This window comes from Desulforhopalus singaporensis (genome assembly GCF_900104445.1).
GTDB classification, from domain to species: Bacteria; Desulfobacterota; Desulfobulbia; order Desulfobulbales; family Desulfocapsaceae; genus Desulforhopalus_A; species Desulforhopalus_A singaporensis.
The window spans coordinates 127,958-147,452 of record NZ_FNJI01000003.1 but is presented as its reverse complement, the minus strand read 5'-3'; the positions used below and the strand labels follow the sequence as shown (position 1 = coordinate 147,452).

The window sequence follows — 19,495 nt, the reverse complement described above, 5'->3', positions numbered from 1 at the left end:
ATATCAATCCGTACTGCCAACCGGAAACGGTAACCTCGATTGGAAATATCCCACCTTGATCTGCGTGCCCTTGCAGGATCTGTTTTTTCCCCGCTGCCGGGGCTTCTGATTGTCTGGAAACGCGCTCTGGAAAATTTGTATTGTTGACGATTGTTACTGTATGTGTTAGGGAAATATGTGTCTTCTTTCTTGTTGAAATGTTGTGTTTTTTTTAAGTGATCTGCAGCATTGAGCCTGAAATAGTTTTGGCATAAAAGGGGATCGGCACATGAAAATAACAACCTTGATTGAAAACCGGGAGAGCATCACCGAACCGGGGCTTTCTTCAGAGTGGGGCTTATCTTTATGCATTGAGGTTAATAATCACTCGATTCTTTTTGATACCGGGGCCTCAGGTGCATTTGTCGATAACGCGAAACATTTGTCAATACAGGTCGATTCCTTCGACGCGGCGGTTCTGTCGCACCATCATTTTGATCATGGCGGTGGTCTTAAACGGTTTTTTGAGCTTAATTCCAGCGCCAAGGTGTTTCTTGCGGATGCACCTGATGGTGAGTGTTTTATCAAGATTATGGGATTTTTGAAAAAATATATCGGCCTGGACCGGGACATCATGGATCATCACCGGCAACGCTTTGAGTTCGTCGGCGGACCCACTGAAATTCTTCCCGATGTCTTTATTTTCCCCCAAATAGTCGACACGTATCCCAAACCCCTTGGAAACAAACATCTTTACTTGAAAACGGAAGGAAGGCTGTCGCCTGATGAATTCTCCCATGAAATTGTCATGGCCATCAAAGAGAATGAAAAGCTGGTAATTTTCACCGGTTGTTCCCACAACGGTATTCTCAACATGATCGACACTGTTGCAAGAGAATTTGAGGGCGTCCCCATAAAGGCGGTTGTCGGCGGATTTCATCTTGTGGCCTCGCCTCCGTTTCATTTTATGGCGGGAACAAGGAAGGATATTGAGAAATTGGGTAAATCAGTTTTGGATTATCCCGTTGAGGTTACATTTACAGGGCATTGCACCGGCAAAAAGGCATTCAGCATTTTAAAGTCTGTCATGGGTGACCGGCTTCAGGACCTGCGGACAGGAAGCCGTTTTGATATTTGATCATAGGGCTAGCCTGGCAACCATGAAAGTGTATGATTCCGCACTCGACCTGACAGGAACAACCGGTAGGTTTCAATGCAAACGGACAAATGTCACCTGGACCAACTGCATCAATGTTTACAGAAAGAATACAGAGCTGGGATGCTTATTTCAATAGTACCGCTATTCGCCCCACCTGCGGCCGCTGTCTGAAATTTTGTTGACAAGCTGTATGATTTTGATCATTGTCAGTGCATCGTTTTGTGAAAAAATACCTAATCAAAAAGGACACCGTGAAAGTTACTCTCCCCAATACTGCAGTCCATGCAAACACCACCAGTTGGCGTAATTGGCGGAGCTGGCGCAATATGGCGACGGGGAGTCGGTGACGGCATGGTGTAGATTCTTACTTTAGAAGTAAAAAAAGGCCCTTGCAGACCGAACCCGGTTTGCAGGGGCCTTTTTTTTACGCTTTTCTGTTTTGCAGAGGCCCGCATCCGGAGTGGTCATCATTGAAACTGTAACAGGAGAGCAATCATGCAACAACTCATTGACACTATCACCACCGGCGCCACCCCGTTCTGCCTTATCCAGAAGCAGGACAGTGAAGATATCCTCTTTCTTTCAGGAGAGAATGGGTGTTGTCGTGCCATTCAGGACATCCCCCGCCGTGTCGGGTCGACCAGCGGCGGTCGAAGCTACGATACGATAAGTGTTGTTCCGTTCCGCCAGATAAGTGAACGCGGTTACAAAGCCCATGACGGCGGGGAAGAAATCCTGACTATCCGTATTGATCGACAGGAGGAGCTCGATGCTCAAACGTTACTTGGTGCTCTTGTCGATGAAGATATCCGACTGTCCAGAGATATCAGTTACGACACTACGGAAGAAGAATATGGACGGATAATTAAAGAGATCGTGGAAAATGAGATCGGTAACGGCGAAGGGGCAAATTTTGTGATTCCCCGCAACGGTCGAGGGAAAATAGCAGATTTTTCGGTGCGAAAGGCATTGGCGATTTTCAAGTCACTGGTGGAAAACGACTACGGCACTTACTGGAAATTTCTCTTTTACGATACCCATCGTACTTTTATCGGTTCAACACCGGAACGTCATCTGTCGGTTTCCGGCTGTCGGGTCAAGATGAATCCGATCAGCGGTACCTTCCGGAAGGATCGGGACTGGAGGAGCCGTAAGGCTTTTAAGGCGGACTTGTTGAAGTTTTTGCAGGACGAAAAGGAGATCGACGAACTTTTCATGGTGGTTGACGAAGAGCTGAAAATGATGGCACGGATGTGTGATCGGGGCGGAGCCATTATAGGACCCCTGATCAAGGAAATGTCGAGGGTTATACATTCCGAATACCTGTTGTCTGGCGAGAGCGATAAAGATATCTTTGAACTCTTCAAAGATTCGATGTTTGCTGCCACTGTGGTCGGCAGTCCGGTGGAGAATGCATGCAACATAATAAAAAAATATTCCACTGCCTCTCGCAGGTATTACGGCAGCGCCATGATGCTGGTCGGCAGGGAGGAAGACGGCCAGGATTTTCTCGATGCCCCCATCACCATACGGACCATCGAGATCGACGGTGACGGCCTTCTGCAGTTCAGCGTTGGAGCAACCCTGGTAAAGAACTCCGTACCGGAAGAGGAGGTTGCTGAGACCAAGGCCAAGGGGGCTGCCCTGCTCTCCACCATCGTTCCTAACAGCTTTGTCCCGGCCAGACCGCCGGAACTCACCCGACTCTATAACGATGATGAAATAATTGAGACGCTGGTGCAGCGCAACCAGAATCTCTCAAACTTCTGGTTCTTCAGGCAGGACGCAAGGAACATCCGGACCAGGAAGGAAAAGATACGGATAACCATAATCCACAACGAGGATGATTTCGTCTATATGTTGGCCCATATGTTCAGCTGCATGGATATCTCTGTAACGGTGATACGGTTTGACGAATATGACATGGACCATGACGACAGCGACCTGACGCTGCTCGGCCCCGGCCCTGGAAACCCAAATGAGGACGAGGTGCAGAAAATCTCCATCAACCTGCGGATAGCAGAAGAACTGGTAACGAGGAAAAAACCGTCGCTGTTCATTTGCCTCGGCCACCAGATTCTCTGTCGAACTCTTGGTATCGAGGTCCGGCGCAAGGAACGTCCACTGCAGGGAACACAAATGCGAATCGACCTCTTTGGCCAGAATGAGCTGGTCGGTTTCTACAACACCTTTGCCCCCCAGACCCCGGGGGATATGGTTGGCATGGAGTTCGCAACCCTTGTCGAATCCAATGAGCTGGTGGGAATCCGGGGACCATCTTTTATCGGCTACCAGTTTCATCCGGAATCACTGTTGACCCAGAACGGTTTTTTAATTTTGCAGGACACTGTCAATCGCTTGCTGAGTTGACCGGCAGGCCCGTCAACCTTGTACCGCACTGTATCAGTGACGAGAGTAGGGCTGGTTTCACCTAAGGGGCATGTTACGCACAACAATGCTATTTCATCTTCGTTGTCTGTTGAAAACTTGCCTCTTTTTCCACCACTTTTTAAAAAAGAGCAGGTGGTTGTGAGGCAGCTTAAAGACATGCAAAACACTCACTTTCAGGCTGGTACACAAATAATGTGGTGGTCACATTTTGTCCCTAAATTTTCATTGACTAATCAAGGCGTTGCTGTTTGATTCAGGCAAAAGTAATAATAAGGCGAACAATCACATCAAAGCAGGGACAGAGTGAGAATAAAAGAACTGATAGAAATAACTGGGGTAAGTAGACAGACCATTCATTTTTACACCAGAGAGGGGTTGTTGCAGCGCCCCAAGAAAACCAGTCCCAACCAGGCTGAATACAGCGAAGCACACGTAGAGCGGATAAAAATTATCCGACAGTTGCACGAGCAACTCTGTTTTCCGCTTGAAACTATCAAAAAAGTGCTGGAAGAACAGGAAAATAGTGCCGGCAACAGCTCGGTCCTGAAGACCAAGATCGAGTTCTTAAGGCCGCTCGACCAGCTCCTGGCCCAGGATGTTCACAGTGAGACTACGTTTCTCGAACTTACCGGCATAAGCCCCGAGCGTCTTGAAGACTTTGAGAAATGGGAGATTATCACTCCCAAACTCGTTGGTGATCAAAAAGTGTATTCACATCACGATTTGACTATCGGTCGGGTTATCGGGGAGATGAGAAGGCTCGGTATCTCTTATGAGCGAGGGTTTCGGCGGGATGCCATAAAAGAAATACGGGATATGCTTCATGATATTGCTGCCAAGGTGGGTAAGGATTTCGCGTACGGTACCAAAGACAAGGTCCCGCCGGAGCAGATTCATGAATTGAGTGAAATTTATACCGAGATTGTGGCCGTATTTTTCTACCATCTCTCCCATCGGCTGGTAAAAGAGGAGGTGGAGCGGAACCTTGGTATCATCAGGTCAGAACAAGGTGATCAGTGAAGCAAAATGAAAAATAGCGAAGACAATATGGTCATTGGGTGTGTGTAAGATGTTTTGTACAACAGGCAAACTGTTAAATTCCTTTACGATAAAAGGAGTTTTGCCCGTTATAGATTCTAGGAATCGACATTACAGTAGACTTTCCACCACTGTGGATTTGGTCAAGAAACCGGAGCAGGGACAAACTTGAGCGGGGTCAATCATCCCGCGGCGGTTCACTATCTGAAATCTTCATTTTTCACGACGGCCTGCAGGTCAACCAGCTCCGAAATATTGACGCCGATGCCGAAGCGGCCGTTGCTATAAGCAGTAACGGTGGGGACGGGAGCGTTGAGGCTTTCCAGAACATTGTTAAGATATACAGCTTTTGCGCCAATAACATAATTATACGTAGTGGTATCATCAATGGTGACTATATCAGTGCCGGTTGTGACACCAAGTGCCGCGTTATAGGCTCTATCATACATCGCCGCGTTGAGTCCTGTCATATCCTGAGGATTGCCGACAACTACCTGGCTGTCATCGGCCACGCTCGCATTAAGCTCGCCAAGAGCTAGCTTGGCACAGGGTTCGTTGCCGCAAAAGGCATCAAAATTGGTTTCACTGCCGCCTGGGTTCACGATATCTTCATCGATTATCAGCAAGATAGCAGCATTATCGTCGGCGTCAACCGGATCCGTCAGCGGTGCCGTAGAATCCTGTTTCTGTGGCAGCCGTCGCATTGTCAAAATCCGTCGCCGATTCAATGCTTGCCGAGGAATCATAATATACGGAATTATACGTGGCATTGTACATTAAGGTACTAACACTGGCTCAGTGTTGGATCCAGGTCAGCCGCCGATGTAATCTGCCCGGCGTTGGCAATCAGTGAAAGCGTCAGTGCCGTCGTTGCCATTCCTTTCTTCATTTCAGCCCCCCCTAGAGGGTATTTCTGCTCGCGTATCATCGTTTTGAAATCATAACGACTTATCAAGACGTATTTGCGCAAATCGCCTATTTGATGCCTGCTACAGAGAAGCAGTTGAAGCATAACTCCAGGGCTGTTGCCTGGTTCTTCTATATGGTATTGAAACGGGGTACCCAAAATATCGGTAGCTGTCACCATCCTGGGTAAAATTTCCCTGTAAAGCCCTGTTTTATGATCGGGGTTCACGATCTTCTTCTCTTGACATTGGTCCGGGAATTGGTTCTATTGGTCCTATATTACAAATTGGTTCAGTGTTGGACCTCTTGGTTTAATGGTGACGGGAGGGAGGCTGTTAACATGTCAAAACAGACTGCTCTGTTCACTGTTTTGGATGTTGTTGATGAAACAAGTATAAAAATATTGTTCAAAAGGAGGGCAAGATGGCAAAAAAACTGGTTTTCTTGTTAACGCTGCTGGTTGTCGCGGGCGGAAGTTTGTCAGGAATGGCTAAAGCCGTGGATTTTTCCGGGGAAACAGTAACGTGGATCATTCCGTACCGGGTTGGTGGCGGGAGTGATGTCTGGTCTCGGGTTTATTCTCCCTACCTGTCCAAATATCTTCCCGGCGAGCCTACCGTAGTTGTGAAGAACATGCCTGGGGCGGCCAGTATCACAGGGGTTAACTATTTTCATCGCAAGGCAAAGCCGGACGGATTGACTGCAGTCGGAAGCTCAGGTTCGACAATTCTCCACTATCTGCTGGGCAAGAAAGAGGTGGCCTATGAATTCAAGGACTACAACATCGTCTTCGGGTCTCCGGTGGACGGCATTACGTACATCGATCCTAAATTTGGGGTCAAGAGCGTCGCTGATGTCAAGGGATTAACGGAAGAGTTGGTATACGCTTCCCAGGGCGCCACCTCGGACGATTTGGTCGCTCTTCTGGCCTATGAGATGCTGGGTATGAAGGTGAAGGCAGTCTTTGGCTACAAGGGTCGTGGTGCGGGTCGGGTAGCATATGAACAGGGCGAGGCCAGCATTGACCTGCAGAGTGTGCCCGCATATGTGAAGAATGTACTGCCTCTGGTCGAGCAGGGCAAGGCTGTGCCTCTGTTCAGCTACGGTGTGTTCGATGAACAGGGCAATATTGTCCGTGACCCGATCGCTCCTGAGTTGCCAAGTTTCCCGGAAGCGTACGAGATGGTACATGGCAAGAAACCTTCTGGTCCTGCGTGGGAGGCATGGAAAGCCTTTTTCACCGCGGCTTTTGGTATTCAAAAGTGTATGTGGCTGCCAAAGGGGACGCCTGAGGATGTAGTTGCGGCATTCAGGAAAGCGGCACAGGACACCCTCGCAGATCCCGAGTTCGAAAAATCATTGCAGACCACTCTTGGCGGAGCCCGGCAGATGGTGGGCGTCTCCGCTGAAAAAGCATTCAATGCAGTCCTGAATGTTCCGGAGACGGATAAACAGTGGTTGATCAACTGGCTCAAGGACCGTTATGAAGTAGTCATCGACTAATATCTGGAGAGCTGGCCTCTGCGTGTCGCAGCAGAGGCCAGCTCCAATTGGGGTTCAACAATGCTGGAAGCTCTCAGTCAGTCATTTGTCACGATTTTTACATTTTCCCATATTGTTTGGTTGGTTACAGGTGTTCTTGCCGGGTTGTCCATAGGTGTATTGCCAGGGCTTGGCGGTATTGTCGGCATGTCGATCTTATTGCCGGTAATTTATGGAATGGAACCTGATATCGCTTTTGCACTGCTTGTGGGAATGGTGGCGGTCATTCCTACTTCGGATACTTTTCCTTCGGTGCTGATGGGTATTCCGGGGTCGGCGGCCTCCCAGGCAACGATCATGGACGGATATCCCATGGCAAAGCGAGGGGAAGCCACCCGAGCGCTCAGTGCGGCTTTTACTGCATCTTTAATGGGGGGATTGGTTGGTGCGGTAACATTATCTCTGGTCATCCCCATTGCCAAGCCGCTGATCCTCGCTTTCGGCTCACCCGAACTATTTATGCTCACGGTTCTCGGGCTCTCCATGGTCGGAATTCTCGCCGGAAAAAGACCGATTCGCGGTCTTCTGGCCGCATGCCTGGGGCTTGTTATCGGGGCCATCGGCGCCGCCCCGGCCGCTGCCGAATATCGCTTTACCTTCGGGACCGAGTATATGATGGACGGTATTCCGCTGGTGGTTGTCGGGCTGGGGCTTTTTGCATTCCCTGAGATAATTGATCTGCTGATTAAAGGAAAAGCCATCTCGGAAAAGACAACAATAGGCAGGGGCTGGGTAAAAGGAGTCAAAGACGCCCTGGCCCACAAGTTGCTTGTCCTTCGTTGCAGCTTTATTGGTGTGATCATCGGATTTCTGCCGGGGTTGGGCGGATCTGTGGTCGACTGGATCGCTTACGGCCATGTTGTACAGATTACCAAAGATAAACCGCAATTCGGTAAAGGCGATATCCGAGGAGTGATCGCACCGGAAAGCGCCAATAACGCCAAGGAAGGTGGAGGGCTGATCCCGACGCTGCTCTTTGGCATCCCGGGCTCCGGCTCAATGGCCGTGTTTCTGGGAGGTATGTTGATTCTTGGTATTCAGCCGGGGCCGTCGATGGTTACCGAACACCTTGATCTGGTTTATACCTCTGTCTGGAGCCTCGCCCTGGCAAATATAGTCGGTGCGGCACTCTGCGTGATCTTGGCTCGGCCCATCGCCCAGCTGACCAAGGTCCGGTATGCCTATATCGCTCCTTTCATGATCCTCATCATAACCCTTGCCTGTTATCAGGCGACACAAACCTGGGGTGACCTTATCGCGCTTCTGGTCATGGGCATACTTGGCTGGATCATGAAACAGTTCGGATGGCCCCGTCCTGCGGCACTTATCGGGTACGTCCTGGCAGCCAATCTGGAGACATATCTATTTATAAGCGCTCAGCGGTTCGGCTGGACCTGGCTATGGCGCCCGGGGGTACTGGTCATAGGAGCCATCATCGTAATTTCCTTGATATTGGGCCTGAGGAAGACTGCAGCTATAGACAAAGCCGCACAAAAATCAGAGGCTAAACAATGAATGGATCGATCCTATTTTCTCTTTTTTTCGTCGCGCTGTTTTCCTACGTTTCATATTCCGCCCTGGGATATGTATATCTGGCCCGGATGTTTCCGCTTGCAGTAGGGGTGTTTGCCCTTGTCCTGGCGCTTGTCAACCTGTTCGAGGATATTTGGCGATTGCGCCGCAATATCGCCTCCGATTCCGGCATGGGGCTCTCGGATCTGGAGACGGACTGGGACATTGCTCACTCCGAAGTGTGGCTTAAGGCCGGACTCCTGATCGGTGTTGTCATAGCGCTTTATGGTGGCATTTGGTTGATAGGCTATCCTCTTGCAATGAGCATCTTTGTTGTTCTCGTCTATCGCTTTATTGCCCGCGCAAAACTTATCAACTCGTGCATAGCCGGGATGGCGGCGCTGGGGTTTATCGCTTTTGTCGCGAAAATGCTCAATGTTTCCTGGCCTGAAGGACTCATACAGAAATTGGTCAATCTCCCCTGGCCCTTGGGGTGAGCTGAGGAGGCCACCGTTTCTTTCCCGTTATTATGATGTTTGCAACTCTCGGACAGCAAAAAACTCTCGATATGAGCCAGATTGATTTACGAAGTGATACCGTAACCCGCCCCTGCGAGGAAATGAAAAAGGCGATGTACCGCGCCGAAGTCGGTGACGACGGGTATGGCGACGACCCCACCGTGAAAATGTTGCAGAACAAGGTGGCGGCGATGTTTGACAAGGAGGCCGCTCTGTTCGTGCCCAGTGGAACCATGTCAAATCAAATCTGTCTGCGGTTGTTGGCGTCCCAGGGAGATGAGGTGGTATGTGACAGTCAAGCACATATTTATCGTAAAGAATGCGCTGCCGCTTCGGCTCTCTGGGGCATTTCTTTTTTACCGCTTTCCACCCCGCGGGGAATCCTGAGCGTCGAGCAAATAGTCAGCGCACTGCCTTCTAAAAAAATAAATCATCCGAATGTCAAGGTGATAGCTCTTGAAAACACGACTGTCAAAGGCTCCGGAGCCTTTTATCGCCTGGCTGAGCTTGAGGCAATATGGCAGGAGGCCCGACGCCTGAATCTGGCGGTCCATATAGATGGCGCCCGTCTTTTCAATGGGTGCCAGGCAGGAGGTTATTCACCGGCACAAGCGGCACGCTGCTGCGATACAGTGGTCTTTTGCCTCTCCAAGGGGCTGGGTGCCCCGGTCGGTTCAATGATAGTCTCCTCCCGTGACAATATTGATAAAGCCATCAGGCTTCGCAAGATGCTTGGAGGGACCATGCGCCAGGCCGGGTCCCTGGCGGCTGCCGGCATCTTTGCGCTGGAGCACAACCGGGCAAGGCTTGCCGAAGATCATGCCAGGGCAAATCGATTGGCTGAGGGGTTGTCTGGAATCCCCGGCATAGAGATCGATCCGGCGTTGATTGACACCAATATCGTTACTTTTGATATATCCCCCCTGAATATTGCGGTGGAAACTTTTGTCCAACAGGCGATGGAATCCGGGGTGCTATTGAAGAGTTGCGGATTCTCGGGTATAAGGGCCGTAACCCATTTAGACGTAAACGATCAGGATATCAGCAGGGCAATAGCCGTGATAGGTCGAATTGCCAAAGGGTGAAACAGTTTTTCAGGTTGGCTCGTTTTCTGGTATGATATCCGGAAACAATAACTATGTTCAAACAATGGCAGAAAAGAAAAACACTCTCGACCTCTATCCCTCGGGGAAAAAACTCAAGGCGATAAACCGTCCGAAGGTGTACGAAGAGATAAGTGCACAAATCAAGGGGCTTATAGAGGACGGCAAGTTAAAAAACGGGGATCAGCTTCCACCCGAACGCGAACTGGCCAAAATTTTCAAGGTTTCCCGTTATTCCGTGCGTGAAGCAATCCACAGTCTTCAAGAGCAAGGGGTCCTGAAAAGCAGACTGGGCAGCGGGACCTATGTGGTTTATGGTAAAGAACCATCGGTGGCGGAACTGCTTGCTCTGGCCATTGAGAGCGAGAAGGGGAAGATAAAAGATGTTTTTGAATTCAGGCACTTTCTCGAGCCACACATAGCCTACCTGGCCGGCGCCAACGCTTCAGCAGAAGATATCAAGAATCTGGAAGCGATATTGGATCGGCAACGACTCACATGGGATGTAGCCCGCCTGAACGAGCTAGGGGAGGATTTCCATCTTGCCCTGGCAAAATCGACAGGCAATAGCATCTTTTACAGTGTCACCGTCCGGATCAACGATATATTGAGCAAAACACGCCTGGAAGTTTCGCAAGATCAGGCCGCGCGCGAAAAGTATCTCAGCGATCATAATGAAATTTTCGAAGCGGTGAAGAGTCGTAATTCCGAACTGGCAAAAAAGAAAATGTCCAAACACTTACATTCGATCGAACGAATTCTTGGTGAGGATCAATCGTAGTCGTCTTCAGAGCAATAGACCGACGGGCATTCAAGACAACCGACACTTTGGTGATCAAGTGTCGGCACAATGTATCCATTGAGCTATCCTTCCAGCATGTTGCGCCGGCAAACCGATATTGCCTTTTGCGGTTTATGCGTAATAACTCCGCGGGCGTTGACCGTATCCCCGTAAATCCATGGCAGCAGTTGCCCAGGTGACCTGCCACCACAGTAACCGCTTTTTCACCAACCGATAGCGCCCTGCCCCATGTTCGGAGTAAAGGAAACACCTCGATCCCGCCTGGACATCATGCCTCTCTTCATCCACAATTGCCCGTTATTCCTGTAAACAATTCTCATGTTCAGCAATATAGATATGAACTTGCGAGGGGAATGTTGCCATCTTTCCATATTAAACGTTGACGTGATCCTATGTCTAAAGTATATCTATGGCAATAGATCATATCAATTGTGTCTGTGCTCTGTACTTTATGTCCGGAGTAGTGGCGCCTGGCGCGCCGGATATCCCGGGTGTGGTGTGCTTTGTTTCGGTGCGTGAGTCAGGCGTAAAAACGTCAGATAGCGGTAAATGGGAGCTTGGTATGCGGGACAGCCTGGATAAAATTCACCAAACGTCAATGTCGCTTATTGAAAACGTCGGTGTCCGGCTGCATCATCGGGAAATTGTCGAACTGGTGCGGAACAGTTCGGTGAAAGTGGTCGGTGACGTGGTGTTTTTCACCAGGAAACAGTTGATGGCGGAGGTTGAAAAGATACCGGCCCAATTCAGGATCTTTGGTAGAAATTCCAAGTACGATATGGTTATCGGCAATGGAAGCACTGAATATTCGGCCGGGTACGGATGTCCTTCGATTATCAACGGAGACGGAACTCGCCGCAACGGTCTTATGGCCGATTACGTGAACTTGTTAAAACTGGTTCATGTGTTTCCGGGATTTCATCTCAACGGAGGAATTCTGGTCCAGCCATCGGATATCTCGGTCGATAAGGCCAACCTCCTGATGACTTATGCAACGGCCGCTTTTTCCGACAAGTGTATCATGGGACAGCCCGGTACAGCTGAAGAGGTGGCCGAGGTGATGGCATTTCTCAATATTTTGTTCGGAGAAAAGAGTGAGCTGATCGATAAACCGCGCATTATCGCCCTTGTTAATACTCTGAGTCCTATGCAGATTGATCGGAACAGCCTCGATACAATCTCGCTGTATGCCAGCCACGGCCAGCCGCTTGTTATTTCATCGGGAGTGATGACGGGAACGACAAGCCCCGCAACCCTTGCCGGCAGCATAGCTCAGGCCAATGCCGAAGCCCTTGTCGGTATGGCAATTGCCCAGATGATCCGTGCGGAGACCCCGGTGGTCATGGGCATTAATGCCACGCCTGTTGATATGCGGACAGGCGGTGTCAACGTGGGGTCGCCGCTTCAGGCGATCGCTTTGAAATATTGTGTTGGCCTGGCGCGGATGTACGGTGTGCCGATACGGTGCGGCGGGGCCAGTTCTAACGCAAACGGTGTTACGGCTCAGAGCGGTTATGAGAGTATGCTCAATATGTTTGTTACCCTTGATCAGGAGGTCGACCTGATTATCCATAGCGCGGGTATCCTGGATGGTTACTCGGCGATGTCGTATGAGAAATTCATTACCGATCTGGAAGTGATAGGTCTTGCCGAAAGGTATTTCCGCGATATCACGATCAACGAAGACAGCCTGGCGCGCGACGTGATTGAAGAGGTCGTAGGCAGAGGTCAGTTCCTGACCCACCGCCATACCATGAATAATTGCCGGAAAGAGTCGTGGATCTCCGATATCGCAACTTCGGGAACTTTAACCGACGCTGTTTCGCCTTGTGAGCAATTTTCTGCGAAGATCAACACAAAGCTTAAAAAAATGCTTGGGGCGTATGAAGTTCCTTTTCTGGAGCAGTCTGTGCACGATACTATCAAGTCCTTTCTCCGGGAAAGCGGTGTCAGAAAAACCGATATGCAACATGTTCAGGCGATGTTTTCGGATGGGGACAGCCCTGCAATATAAAACCTCATGGTGTAAAGGAGAGCAGCAAATGGGTTTTAAGAGAACCATCACCGCAGTTGACACTCACGCCGGGGAACCAATGCGCGTTATTACCGGCGGAGTTATTGATGTGCCCGGCAACACTGTTTTCGAAAAAATGAAGTGGCTGCAAAAAGAGGACGATCAGCTCAGGCGGATGATGATGCGTGAACCGCGGGGGTATCCGCCATTGTGCTGCAACCTTGTCGTGCCGTCTTCGCACCCGGAGGCGGACGCCGGTTTTATCATCATGGAGCAGCATGAGTATCCGGGGATGTCCGGCGGTAATGCAATTGCGGTAGCGACCGTGCTGCTGGAAACAGGGATGTTGCCGATGAAAGAGCCGGTCACGGAGCTCACGCTTGAGGCCCCTGCAGGACTGATAAAACTCTCGGCCCGGTGCAAAAATGGCAAAGTAACCAGGGTAACATTTACCAATGTTCCATGTTTCGTAGTGGCAAAGGACGTTGTACTCGATGTGCCCCATCTTGGCAAAGTTACAGTTGATATTGTCTGGGGAGGCGTCTTTTTCGTTCTTGCGGATGTCGCAGGGTTCGGGTTTGAGATTCTGCCCGAGAATGGCAGTAAAATAGCCCGGACCTGTGAGCTGGTCAGGGCTGCGGCAAACGAAAAATTTCATGACCTGGTACATCCGGAAAATCATGATTTCAAAGGCATCAGCCTCGCCCAGCTCTACTCCTCTTCTGCAACTCCCGGTGTTCATGGCAGAAATTGTGTAACGGTGCCAAGCGGTCTTTTTGACTGGGAAAAGCCGGAGAGCTGGTACGGTGCGCTTGATCGTTCGCCGTGCGGAACCGGAACCTGTGCCAGGATGGCCCAACTCTACGAGAAAGGCAGGCTTGGATTGAATGAGGAATTTGTGCAGCAGGGGATTCTCGATCTGAGCTTTACCGGCAAGCTTATAGGAAAGACCAGGGTGGGGCCGTATGAGGCAGTGATCCCTACCGTGAGCGGTCAGGCATGGATTACCGGATATTCCACCTATGTGCTTGATCCGACCGACCCATTTCCGGAAGGGTATACGGTTGGTGACCTCTGGGGGTGACGGCAGATGACGAGGTGGCCAAAGGCGACTCAAGACCAGATCAGCCGGTGCCGGGCTTTGGGAAAAAAGTGGCCTGCGATCGGCCGGATAACGTTTAAGTCTCGGGAGGGATCAATTTAAACAGATACAGAGATATTTTCAGGTAGTGGGCTGCTCCGGTAAAGCACGGTTTGTTTTTTGAGTTAAAACATTCTGAATTTATTGGGAAAAGTAAAACCATCATGGGAATTTTGCGTCAGGGATGATGATAAATTCTTTTCAGGAGGGATTCATGGCACTAAAACCACCAGTAACAGATCTCAACATAAAGGTAAGTAAAGATGGGTTCTACGAGGGATTCAGCAAAGGGACGACCGTAGGATCGAAAATCATCATCATTGGGCTGGTATTGTGGGCCGCCGTTTTCCCGGAGCAGGCCGGTGCCCTGCTTCTGAAAATCCGCGGCTGGTCTTTTGAATCCTTTGGTCCCTGGTATATCTATGCCATGGCCTTTGTTGTTTTTCTCTGCCTGGTGCTGGCTGTGTTTCCATCCATTGGCAAGGTTCGGCTCGGGGGGGTGGATGCAAAACCTGAATTCAGCAGATTTTCCTGGTTTTCGATGATGTTTGGCGCCGGTATCGGAATCGGCATGCTCACCTTTTCCACCGCAGAGCCGATCTACCATTTTGCCAGCAATCCCGATACCATTATCGGCGCGGTTGCTCCTGAATCCGCTGAAACTCTCCGCTCGGTTTACAAGTGGTCTTTTTTCCACTGGGGGCTTACGGCCTGGAGTTGTTACGGCATTGTCGGACTTGCGCTTGCTTTTTTCTCCTATAACAGAAATTTGCCCCTGACCATCCGGTCCGGACTTACCCCGTTTTTCGGCAGGAAGATGGAAGGGGTTGCCGGTGATCTTGTTGATATATCTGCAGTTATTGCAACTATCCTGGGCATTGCCGTTACCATCGGCTACGGCATCACCCAGTTTGCATCCGGATTGAGCATCATCACTGGTGCCGACTGGATGCTTAACAGCGAAGGGGCTCCTACCAACAGTGCCATGCTCCTGGGGCTTGGTGTCATTATGGCGGCATCGATTCTGTCAGCAGCGTCCGGGGTGAGAAAAGGCATCAAATGGCTCAGTAACATTAATATGGTTCTGTCTTTTGCCTTGCTGGCGTTTTTTCTTGTTTTCGGCTCCCCGTTTGTCGCCATACAGTCCTTTTTTGTCGGCATTGCGGATTATATCGTCAACTTTCCGGTTCAGGCCATGACCTACTGGGCCAACTCCAATGTGGAGCCTGCGGCTACACTGTATAAATGGCAGTCAGTCTGGTGGACTGTCTTCTACTGGGCCTGGTGGATCGCTTTTGCCCCGTTCGTCGGTCTGTTCTTTGCCAGGATATCCCGTGGCCGGACGATTCGTGAGTATGTGCTGGGGACCATGATTCTGCCGTCAATCATGTGCTTTATCTGGTTTACCGTCGTCGGCGGTACGGCGATTGACCTGGAGTTGACGGGAAAAGCCGGTGGCGCCATCCTGTCGGCGGGTCAGGAAGCTCAGCTTTTCGCGACCCTCAAGGTAATGGTTGGCAGCGGGTTATTCAAACTCCTGACATTTATGGTGGCGATCCTGCTGATGACCTATCTTGTTACCTCGGCAGACTCCGGCATCTTGATCCTCAACACCATTTTATCAGGAGGCGATGAGGGGCAGAAAGCAAAACGGCACATTATCTTCTGGGGATCGGCTGTTACCATAGTGATTACTGTCCTGCTCCTGGCTGGAGGGCTGGGGGCGATAAAATCCGCTATGCTTCTTGGAGCGCTTCCTTTTTCTGCGATAATGGTGCTCATGGGGCTGGCCCTGATCAAGGCTCTGGCCAGGGATGCCATGCGGTTGAAAAAAGGTGAGGAGCTTGTGAAGCCTGAAGTGCGGAAATTGGATGATCAGCCTGCGTAGATCAGGCAACAGGCGAGACATCCGAGACCAGATTACAAAAGCCAGAAGAGGATGGAATAAGTTATGGGATTCAAGAGAACAATTCACGCTGTCGACACACATATCGGTGAGCCCATGCGGGTTATCACCGGCGGGGTGCCGCATATTCCGGGCAGGACCATGATGGACAAGATGAACCATCTCAGGGAACATGACGATCAGCTCCGGCTGATGATGCTCCGGGAACCGCGGGGCTATCCGCCGCTCTGCTGTAACCTTATCTGCCCTCCGGTGCATCCGGATGCCGATGCCGGTTACATTATCATGGAACAGACTGAGTACCCGGTCATGTCCGGGGGCAACACCATCTCGGTTGCGACGGTGCTGCTGGAGACAGGGATGCTGCCTATGCAGGAGCCGGTTACCGAGCTGATTCTTGAGGCTCCCGCCGGACTGATCGGTATTACCGCTGAATGTGAAAACGGCAAGGTGACAAAGGTAACCTTTAAAAATGTTCCCGCGTTTGCCGCACACCTGGATAAAGAAATAGACGTTCCCCACCTGGGCAGGGTGAAGGTGGATGTGGGCTGGGGCGGCATGTTCTATGCAATAGCCGATATAAGGCAGTTTCCCGGCCTTGAGATAACCCCGGAGCACGGTCAGGAGATCGCCAGGGTCAGTGCCATGATCCGTGAAGCGGCCAACGAGCAGTTGCCGGTATCCCATCCGGACTACCCCGGTGTCGGCATTACCATTTCGCAGCTCTCAGGTCCCACCGATAACCCGGACGGTGACTGGAAAAACGCAGTCACCGTCGCATCGGGCAGCCTCGACTGGGAGAAGCCCGCGACCTGGACCGGTGCTATCGATCGCTGTCCCTGCGGCACCGGCACCTGCGCGAAAATGGCTGTCCTCCATGCCAAGGGCGAGCTCAAGCTGCACCGGAAGTTCCGTCACGAGGGAATTCTCGGCAACATTTTTACCGGAGAACTGGTTGAAGAAACACGCATAGGCGACCATGCCGCGGTAGTTCCCACTGTCAGCGGGCAGGCGTGGATAACCGGGTTCAGCACCATGGTTCTTGATCACTCCGATCCCTTTCCAAACGGTTTTCAGGTGGGCGACATCTGGGCCGTTTAAAAGGTGTAACCCAAATCACTCCGGTGGTATTCCTGTCATTTTCAGGGGTCTGTTTTTCGCAATAGGAAGTGACTGCACCAGACTCCTGGAAAGGCTTTTAAATTATTTTGACAATCTAGAATGTACCGGGTTTTGGTATCTGGGGGTAGATAAGCGGTACGATCTGGTGCAGTGCCTGGACGAAGGTGGCGGGTGAGGGGCTGCAGACAAGATTGGGGTCGACTATATGAATTCTTTGGTCTTGAACTGCCTTGATCACGTTGATACGGTTCCACTTTTCTTGTTCTTTAGAGGCCACACCTGTTTCCGATCCCATGATCGCAATCAGGATCAAATCCGGGTCTGCAGCAATGACCCTTTCATAGCCTATTCGTCCGGATAAGGTGTCGTTAACGTTTTTTGCAAGGATCAGCTCGATAAAATCGTTTGTAAATGAATCCCGGCCTGAAAGGTAAAGCGGGTCAGCCCCGATTTGCATAACCACTTTCGGTGAGGGGAGACCGAGTGCCGTGATACGATTGACTATGGTTTGTATCTGTCTACGCAGCTCCGACGTGATTGTTTTTGCTCTTTTCTCCAGGCCTAGCAGTTGCCCCAATTGTTCAAACTGTTCACAACTCGAAGCAAAAGAGGACGGTTGGTCAAAACGGACTACTTTCAGTCCGACTTTGCGCAACAGTTCTATCTGGGAATCCCTGGTAAGACCGGTCGCAAGAACAAGATCCGGCTGGAGGCTGATTATTTTTTCAACTGATACCTGCAGGACGGAGCCGATTTTGGCCGTGGATTTTGCCGCATCCGGTCGAACACAGTACGTGGTCGTGCCAACCAGACGATCCCCCGCTCCCAGCAGGTAGACATTTTCCGTGTTTATCGGTCCAAGAGATACAATTTTTTGCGGAACTTCTTGGCGCCCCGATCCAGCAAGGCAGATGAAGGTGTTGTGTGACAGCAGGAGCAGGACTGTCACCCAGATGAGGGTCCGAGACCTTCCTGTCGTCATATGTGAAAGCAAGAGCATAACAGACCCCGTTACTGTAACCGACGCTTGCCGGAGTTGGTTGATATACCTTCTCCGTCCAAAAGTGTCTCTTTTATTGCCCGGGGAGATAAAAAAAATCCCCGGACCAATTAATCTTGATCCGGGGATGCCCTGGTTTATCCACAGAATGTGTGTGAACGGTCCTGCCCAGACAGTCCAGCTCTATTATTCAGGCAGGTCTTCTGACTCTCCCCCTTTGGCAACGGCCTTCCCGTCAAAAACAGTGACACACTAGGTTGCCTGGGTTTCCATCTCAAGCAGTTGGAGATGATGGGAATTACAGCGGCGGGCCCGTCCCGGATTTACACCGGGTTCCCTTTTAAAGCTATGGTAATAGCACCCGAAACACCAAAGAGAAAACAGCATCGTCAAACCAAAGTCAAGTTTTTTCTTTATTAACATATACCTACGATGTAGTATGCGGTTTGCGCAAGGAGCGGGGCTGTCATGTCTGCGTGTCGAGATCGTTTCCCTACCACTGTGGTGAAGGAGAATCCGGAGGGAAGTTCAAGATTGTTTTTATGAAAATTACTGGACGGCTCTCATTTTGCACTATTGACTTGACGCGGTACCGGTTTAGTGGTGAGGTGAAAGAAAAAACCGCAACCTGGTTGACAATTACCCTTCCGATATGGCTGAGAGTGACGAAAAAGTATTTTGCATTGGTGATATTCACGGCTGCTTTGATCGATTGACAGCATTGATTGATCTGTTGCCGGTGGACAGGACAAGGGATACCCTTGTTTTTCTCGGGGATTACATCAACAGGGGGCCGGACTCGGCAAAAGTGGTGGAAAAGCTGCTTGAGATTGAAGAAACCCATCACCGGGTAATCTTTCTCAAGGGTAATCACGAACAGATGCTTCTTGAATACGCTGAGACCTCAGACGTGGAGCTGGTGCCAAGCCTGCGGATGATGGGAATCGAGGCTACCGCGGCAAGTTACGGGGCGCGTGTACAGTCGCTGCAGAAACTCTCATGCTTTCCCGAAAGGCACCAACGTTTTTTCCACTCACTGCGGTTTGCGTGGCACTGGAACGGTTATATTTTTACCCATGCCGATATCACCGACGAATTGATCGGAAAGTATGCGGGCGGGGACACATTGGCACAACACAACGTTCTGGAGGAGGCGCAGCTGCTGTGCGGCAGGCGGTTCTGGGAACGCGGTTCCTTCATCAATGACGTGACCGTCGTTTTCGGTCACACCCCATTTCTTACGCCGCTGGTCCTTCCCCACCAGATCTGTATCGATACCGGGGCCGTTTACGGCAATATGTTAACGGCGATGGAGCTTCCCGGCAAACGATTCTACCATGGTTGATCTGGAGCTTGACAAGT

General features: G+C 50.6%; 16 protein-coding genes and 1 riboswitch. Of the genes, 13 read left to right on the top strand and 3 right to left on the bottom strand.

What is annotated here, in order from left to right:
- The first annotated feature begins 268 nt into the window (after window positions 1-268).
- The 3 genes from BLQ17_RS02725 (at window position 269) to BLQ17_RS02715 (ending at window position 4,549) form a co-directional block, all read left to right on the top strand.
- Entirely contained in the window at window positions 269-1,117 is an 849-nt protein-coding gene (locus tag BLQ17_RS02725; protein WP_092219543.1) for an MBL fold metallo-hydrolase, read from the top strand.
- Window positions 1,118-1,633: 516 nt separating this feature from the next.
- Window positions 1,634-3,508, top strand: coding sequence for an anthranilate synthase family protein (locus BLQ17_RS02720; RefSeq protein WP_092219541.1), 1,875 nt, complete (start codon window positions 1,634-1,636; stop codon window positions 3,506-3,508).
- Window positions 3,509-3,832: 324 nt separating this feature from the next.
- Entirely contained in the window at window positions 3,833-4,549 is a 717-nt protein-coding gene (locus BLQ17_RS02715; protein ID WP_092219539.1) for a MerR family transcriptional regulator, read from the top strand.
- A 218-nt stretch (window positions 4,550-4,767) separates the two neighbouring features.
- On the opposite strand, the gene BLQ17_RS02710 is transcribed toward BLQ17_RS02715, so the two are convergent.
- Window positions 4,768-5,271 carry a hypothetical protein gene (locus BLQ17_RS02710; protein WP_092219537.1) on the bottom strand — a complete coding sequence of 168 codons (504 nt, stop codon included), beginning with the start codon at window positions 5,269-5,271 and terminating at the stop codon, window positions 4,768-4,770.
- 80 nt (window positions 5,272-5,351) lie between these two features.
- A complete protein-coding gene (locus BLQ17_RS02705; RefSeq protein WP_092219535.1) occupies window positions 5,352-5,702 on the bottom strand; it encodes a hypothetical protein in 351 nt (116 codons plus the stop codon).
- Window positions 5,703-5,896: 194 nt separating this feature from the next.
- On the opposite strand from BLQ17_RS02705, the gene BLQ17_RS02700 reads away from it, so the two are divergent.
- The 9 genes from BLQ17_RS02700 (at window position 5,897) to BLQ17_RS02665 (ending at window position 17,112) form a co-directional block, all read left to right on the top strand.
- A complete protein-coding gene (locus tag BLQ17_RS02700) occupies window positions 5,897-6,976 on the top strand; it encodes a tripartite tricarboxylate transporter substrate-binding protein (RefSeq protein ID WP_092219533.1) in 1,080 nt (359 codons plus the stop codon).
- A 60-nt stretch (window positions 6,977-7,036) separates the two neighbouring features.
- Window positions 7,037-8,530 (top strand): tripartite tricarboxylate transporter permease, encoded by a 1,494-nt coding sequence (locus tag BLQ17_RS02695; RefSeq protein WP_218121702.1) that lies wholly within the window; start codon window positions 7,037-7,039, stop codon window positions 8,528-8,530.
- Window positions 8,527-9,024 carry a hypothetical protein gene (locus tag BLQ17_RS22830; protein WP_218121701.1) on the top strand — a complete coding sequence of 166 codons (498 nt, stop codon included), beginning with the start codon at window positions 8,527-8,529 and terminating at the stop codon, window positions 9,022-9,024. The genes BLQ17_RS02695 and BLQ17_RS22830 overlap by 4 nt, the downstream gene beginning before the upstream one ends.
- A 71-nt stretch (window positions 9,025-9,095) precedes the next feature.
- A complete protein-coding gene (locus BLQ17_RS02690; protein ID WP_092219693.1) occupies window positions 9,096-10,130 on the top strand; it encodes a threonine aldolase family protein in 1,035 nt (344 codons plus the stop codon).
- Window positions 10,131-10,194: 64 nt separating this feature from the next.
- Entirely contained in the window at window positions 10,195-10,929 is a 735-nt protein-coding gene (locus BLQ17_RS02685) for a FadR/GntR family transcriptional regulator (protein WP_176761052.1), read from the top strand.
- 430 nt (window positions 10,930-11,359) lie between these two features.
- Window positions 11,360-12,964 carry a trimethylamine methyltransferase family protein gene (locus BLQ17_RS02680; RefSeq protein WP_092219529.1) on the top strand — a complete coding sequence of 535 codons (1,605 nt, stop codon included), beginning with the start codon at window positions 11,360-11,362 and terminating at the stop codon, window positions 12,962-12,964.
- Between the two features lie 28 nt (window positions 12,965-12,992).
- Window positions 12,993-14,048 carry a proline racemase family protein gene (locus BLQ17_RS02675; protein ID WP_092219526.1) on the top strand — a complete coding sequence of 352 codons (1,056 nt, stop codon included), beginning with the start codon at window positions 12,993-12,995 and terminating at the stop codon, window positions 14,046-14,048.
- A 271-nt stretch (window positions 14,049-14,319) separates the two neighbouring features.
- Window positions 14,320-15,993, top strand: a complete 1,674-nt coding sequence (locus BLQ17_RS02670) for a BCCT family transporter (RefSeq protein WP_092219524.1) — start codon at window positions 14,320-14,322, stop codon at window positions 15,991-15,993.
- A gap of 63 nt (window positions 15,994-16,056) precedes the next feature.
- Entirely contained in the window at window positions 16,057-17,112 is a 1,056-nt protein-coding gene (locus BLQ17_RS02665; RefSeq protein ID WP_092219522.1) for a proline racemase family protein, read from the top strand.
- Window positions 17,113-17,227: 115 nt separating this feature from the next.
- Here BLQ17_RS02665 and BLQ17_RS02660 read toward each other — a convergent pair whose 3' ends face one another.
- Window positions 17,228-18,133 carry an ABC transporter substrate-binding protein gene (locus BLQ17_RS02660; protein WP_092219520.1) on the bottom strand — a complete coding sequence of 302 codons (906 nt, stop codon included), beginning with the start codon at window positions 18,131-18,133 and terminating at the stop codon, window positions 17,228-17,230.
- A 176-nt stretch (window positions 18,134-18,309) separates the two neighbouring features.
- Window positions 18,310-18,513: riboswitch (cobalamin riboswitch) on the bottom strand.
- Between the two features lie 272 nt (window positions 18,514-18,785).
- Between BLQ17_RS02660 and BLQ17_RS02655 the strand changes: the two genes are divergently transcribed.
- Window positions 18,786-19,478 (top strand): metallophosphoesterase, encoded by a 693-nt coding sequence (locus tag BLQ17_RS02655; RefSeq protein WP_092219518.1) that lies wholly within the window; start codon window positions 18,786-18,788, stop codon window positions 19,476-19,478.
- Window positions 19,479-19,495 lie beyond the last annotated feature (17 nt).

Excerpts from the sequence above, each read along its gene's own strand:
- BLQ17_RS02725 (WP_092219543.1), top strand. The coding sequence starts at position 269 with ATGAAAATAACAACCTTGATTGAAAACCGGGAGAGCATCACCGAACCG.
- BLQ17_RS02720 (WP_092219541.1), top strand. The coding sequence starts at position 1,634 with ATGCAACAACTCATTGACACTATCACCACCGGCGCCACCCCGTTCTGC.
- BLQ17_RS02710 (WP_092219537.1), bottom strand. The coding sequence starts at position 5,271 with ATGCGACGGCTGCCACAGAAACAGGATTCTACGGCACCGCTGACGGAT.
- BLQ17_RS02700 (WP_092219533.1), top strand. The coding sequence starts at position 5,897 with ATGGCAAAAAAACTGGTTTTCTTGTTAACGCTGCTGGTTGTCGCGGGC.
- BLQ17_RS02695 (WP_218121702.1), top strand. The coding sequence starts at position 7,037 with ATGCTGGAAGCTCTCAGTCAGTCATTTGTCACGATTTTTACATTTTCC.
- BLQ17_RS22830 (WP_218121701.1), top strand. The coding sequence starts at position 8,527 with ATGAATGGATCGATCCTATTTTCTCTTTTTTTCGTCGCGCTGTTTTCC.
- BLQ17_RS02690 (WP_092219693.1), top strand. The coding sequence starts at position 9,096 with ATGAGCCAGATTGATTTACGAAGTGATACCGTAACCCGCCCCTGCGAG.
- BLQ17_RS02685 (WP_176761052.1), top strand. The coding sequence starts at position 10,195 with ATGGCAGAAAAGAAAAACACTCTCGACCTCTATCCCTCGGGGAAAAAA.
- BLQ17_RS02680 (WP_092219529.1), top strand. The coding sequence starts at position 11,360 with ATGGCAATAGATCATATCAATTGTGTCTGTGCTCTGTACTTTATGTCC.
- BLQ17_RS02675 (WP_092219526.1), top strand. The coding sequence starts at position 12,993 with ATGGGTTTTAAGAGAACCATCACCGCAGTTGACACTCACGCCGGGGAA.
- BLQ17_RS02670 (WP_092219524.1), top strand. The coding sequence starts at position 14,320 with ATGGCACTAAAACCACCAGTAACAGATCTCAACATAAAGGTAAGTAAA.
- BLQ17_RS02665 (WP_092219522.1), top strand. The coding sequence starts at position 16,057 with ATGGGATTCAAGAGAACAATTCACGCTGTCGACACACATATCGGTGAG.
- BLQ17_RS02660 (WP_092219520.1), bottom strand. The coding sequence starts at position 18,133 with ATGCTCTTGCTTTCACATATGACGACAGGAAGGTCTCGGACCCTCATC.
- BLQ17_RS02655 (WP_092219518.1), top strand. The coding sequence starts at position 18,786 with ATGGCTGAGAGTGACGAAAAAGTATTTTGCATTGGTGATATTCACGGC.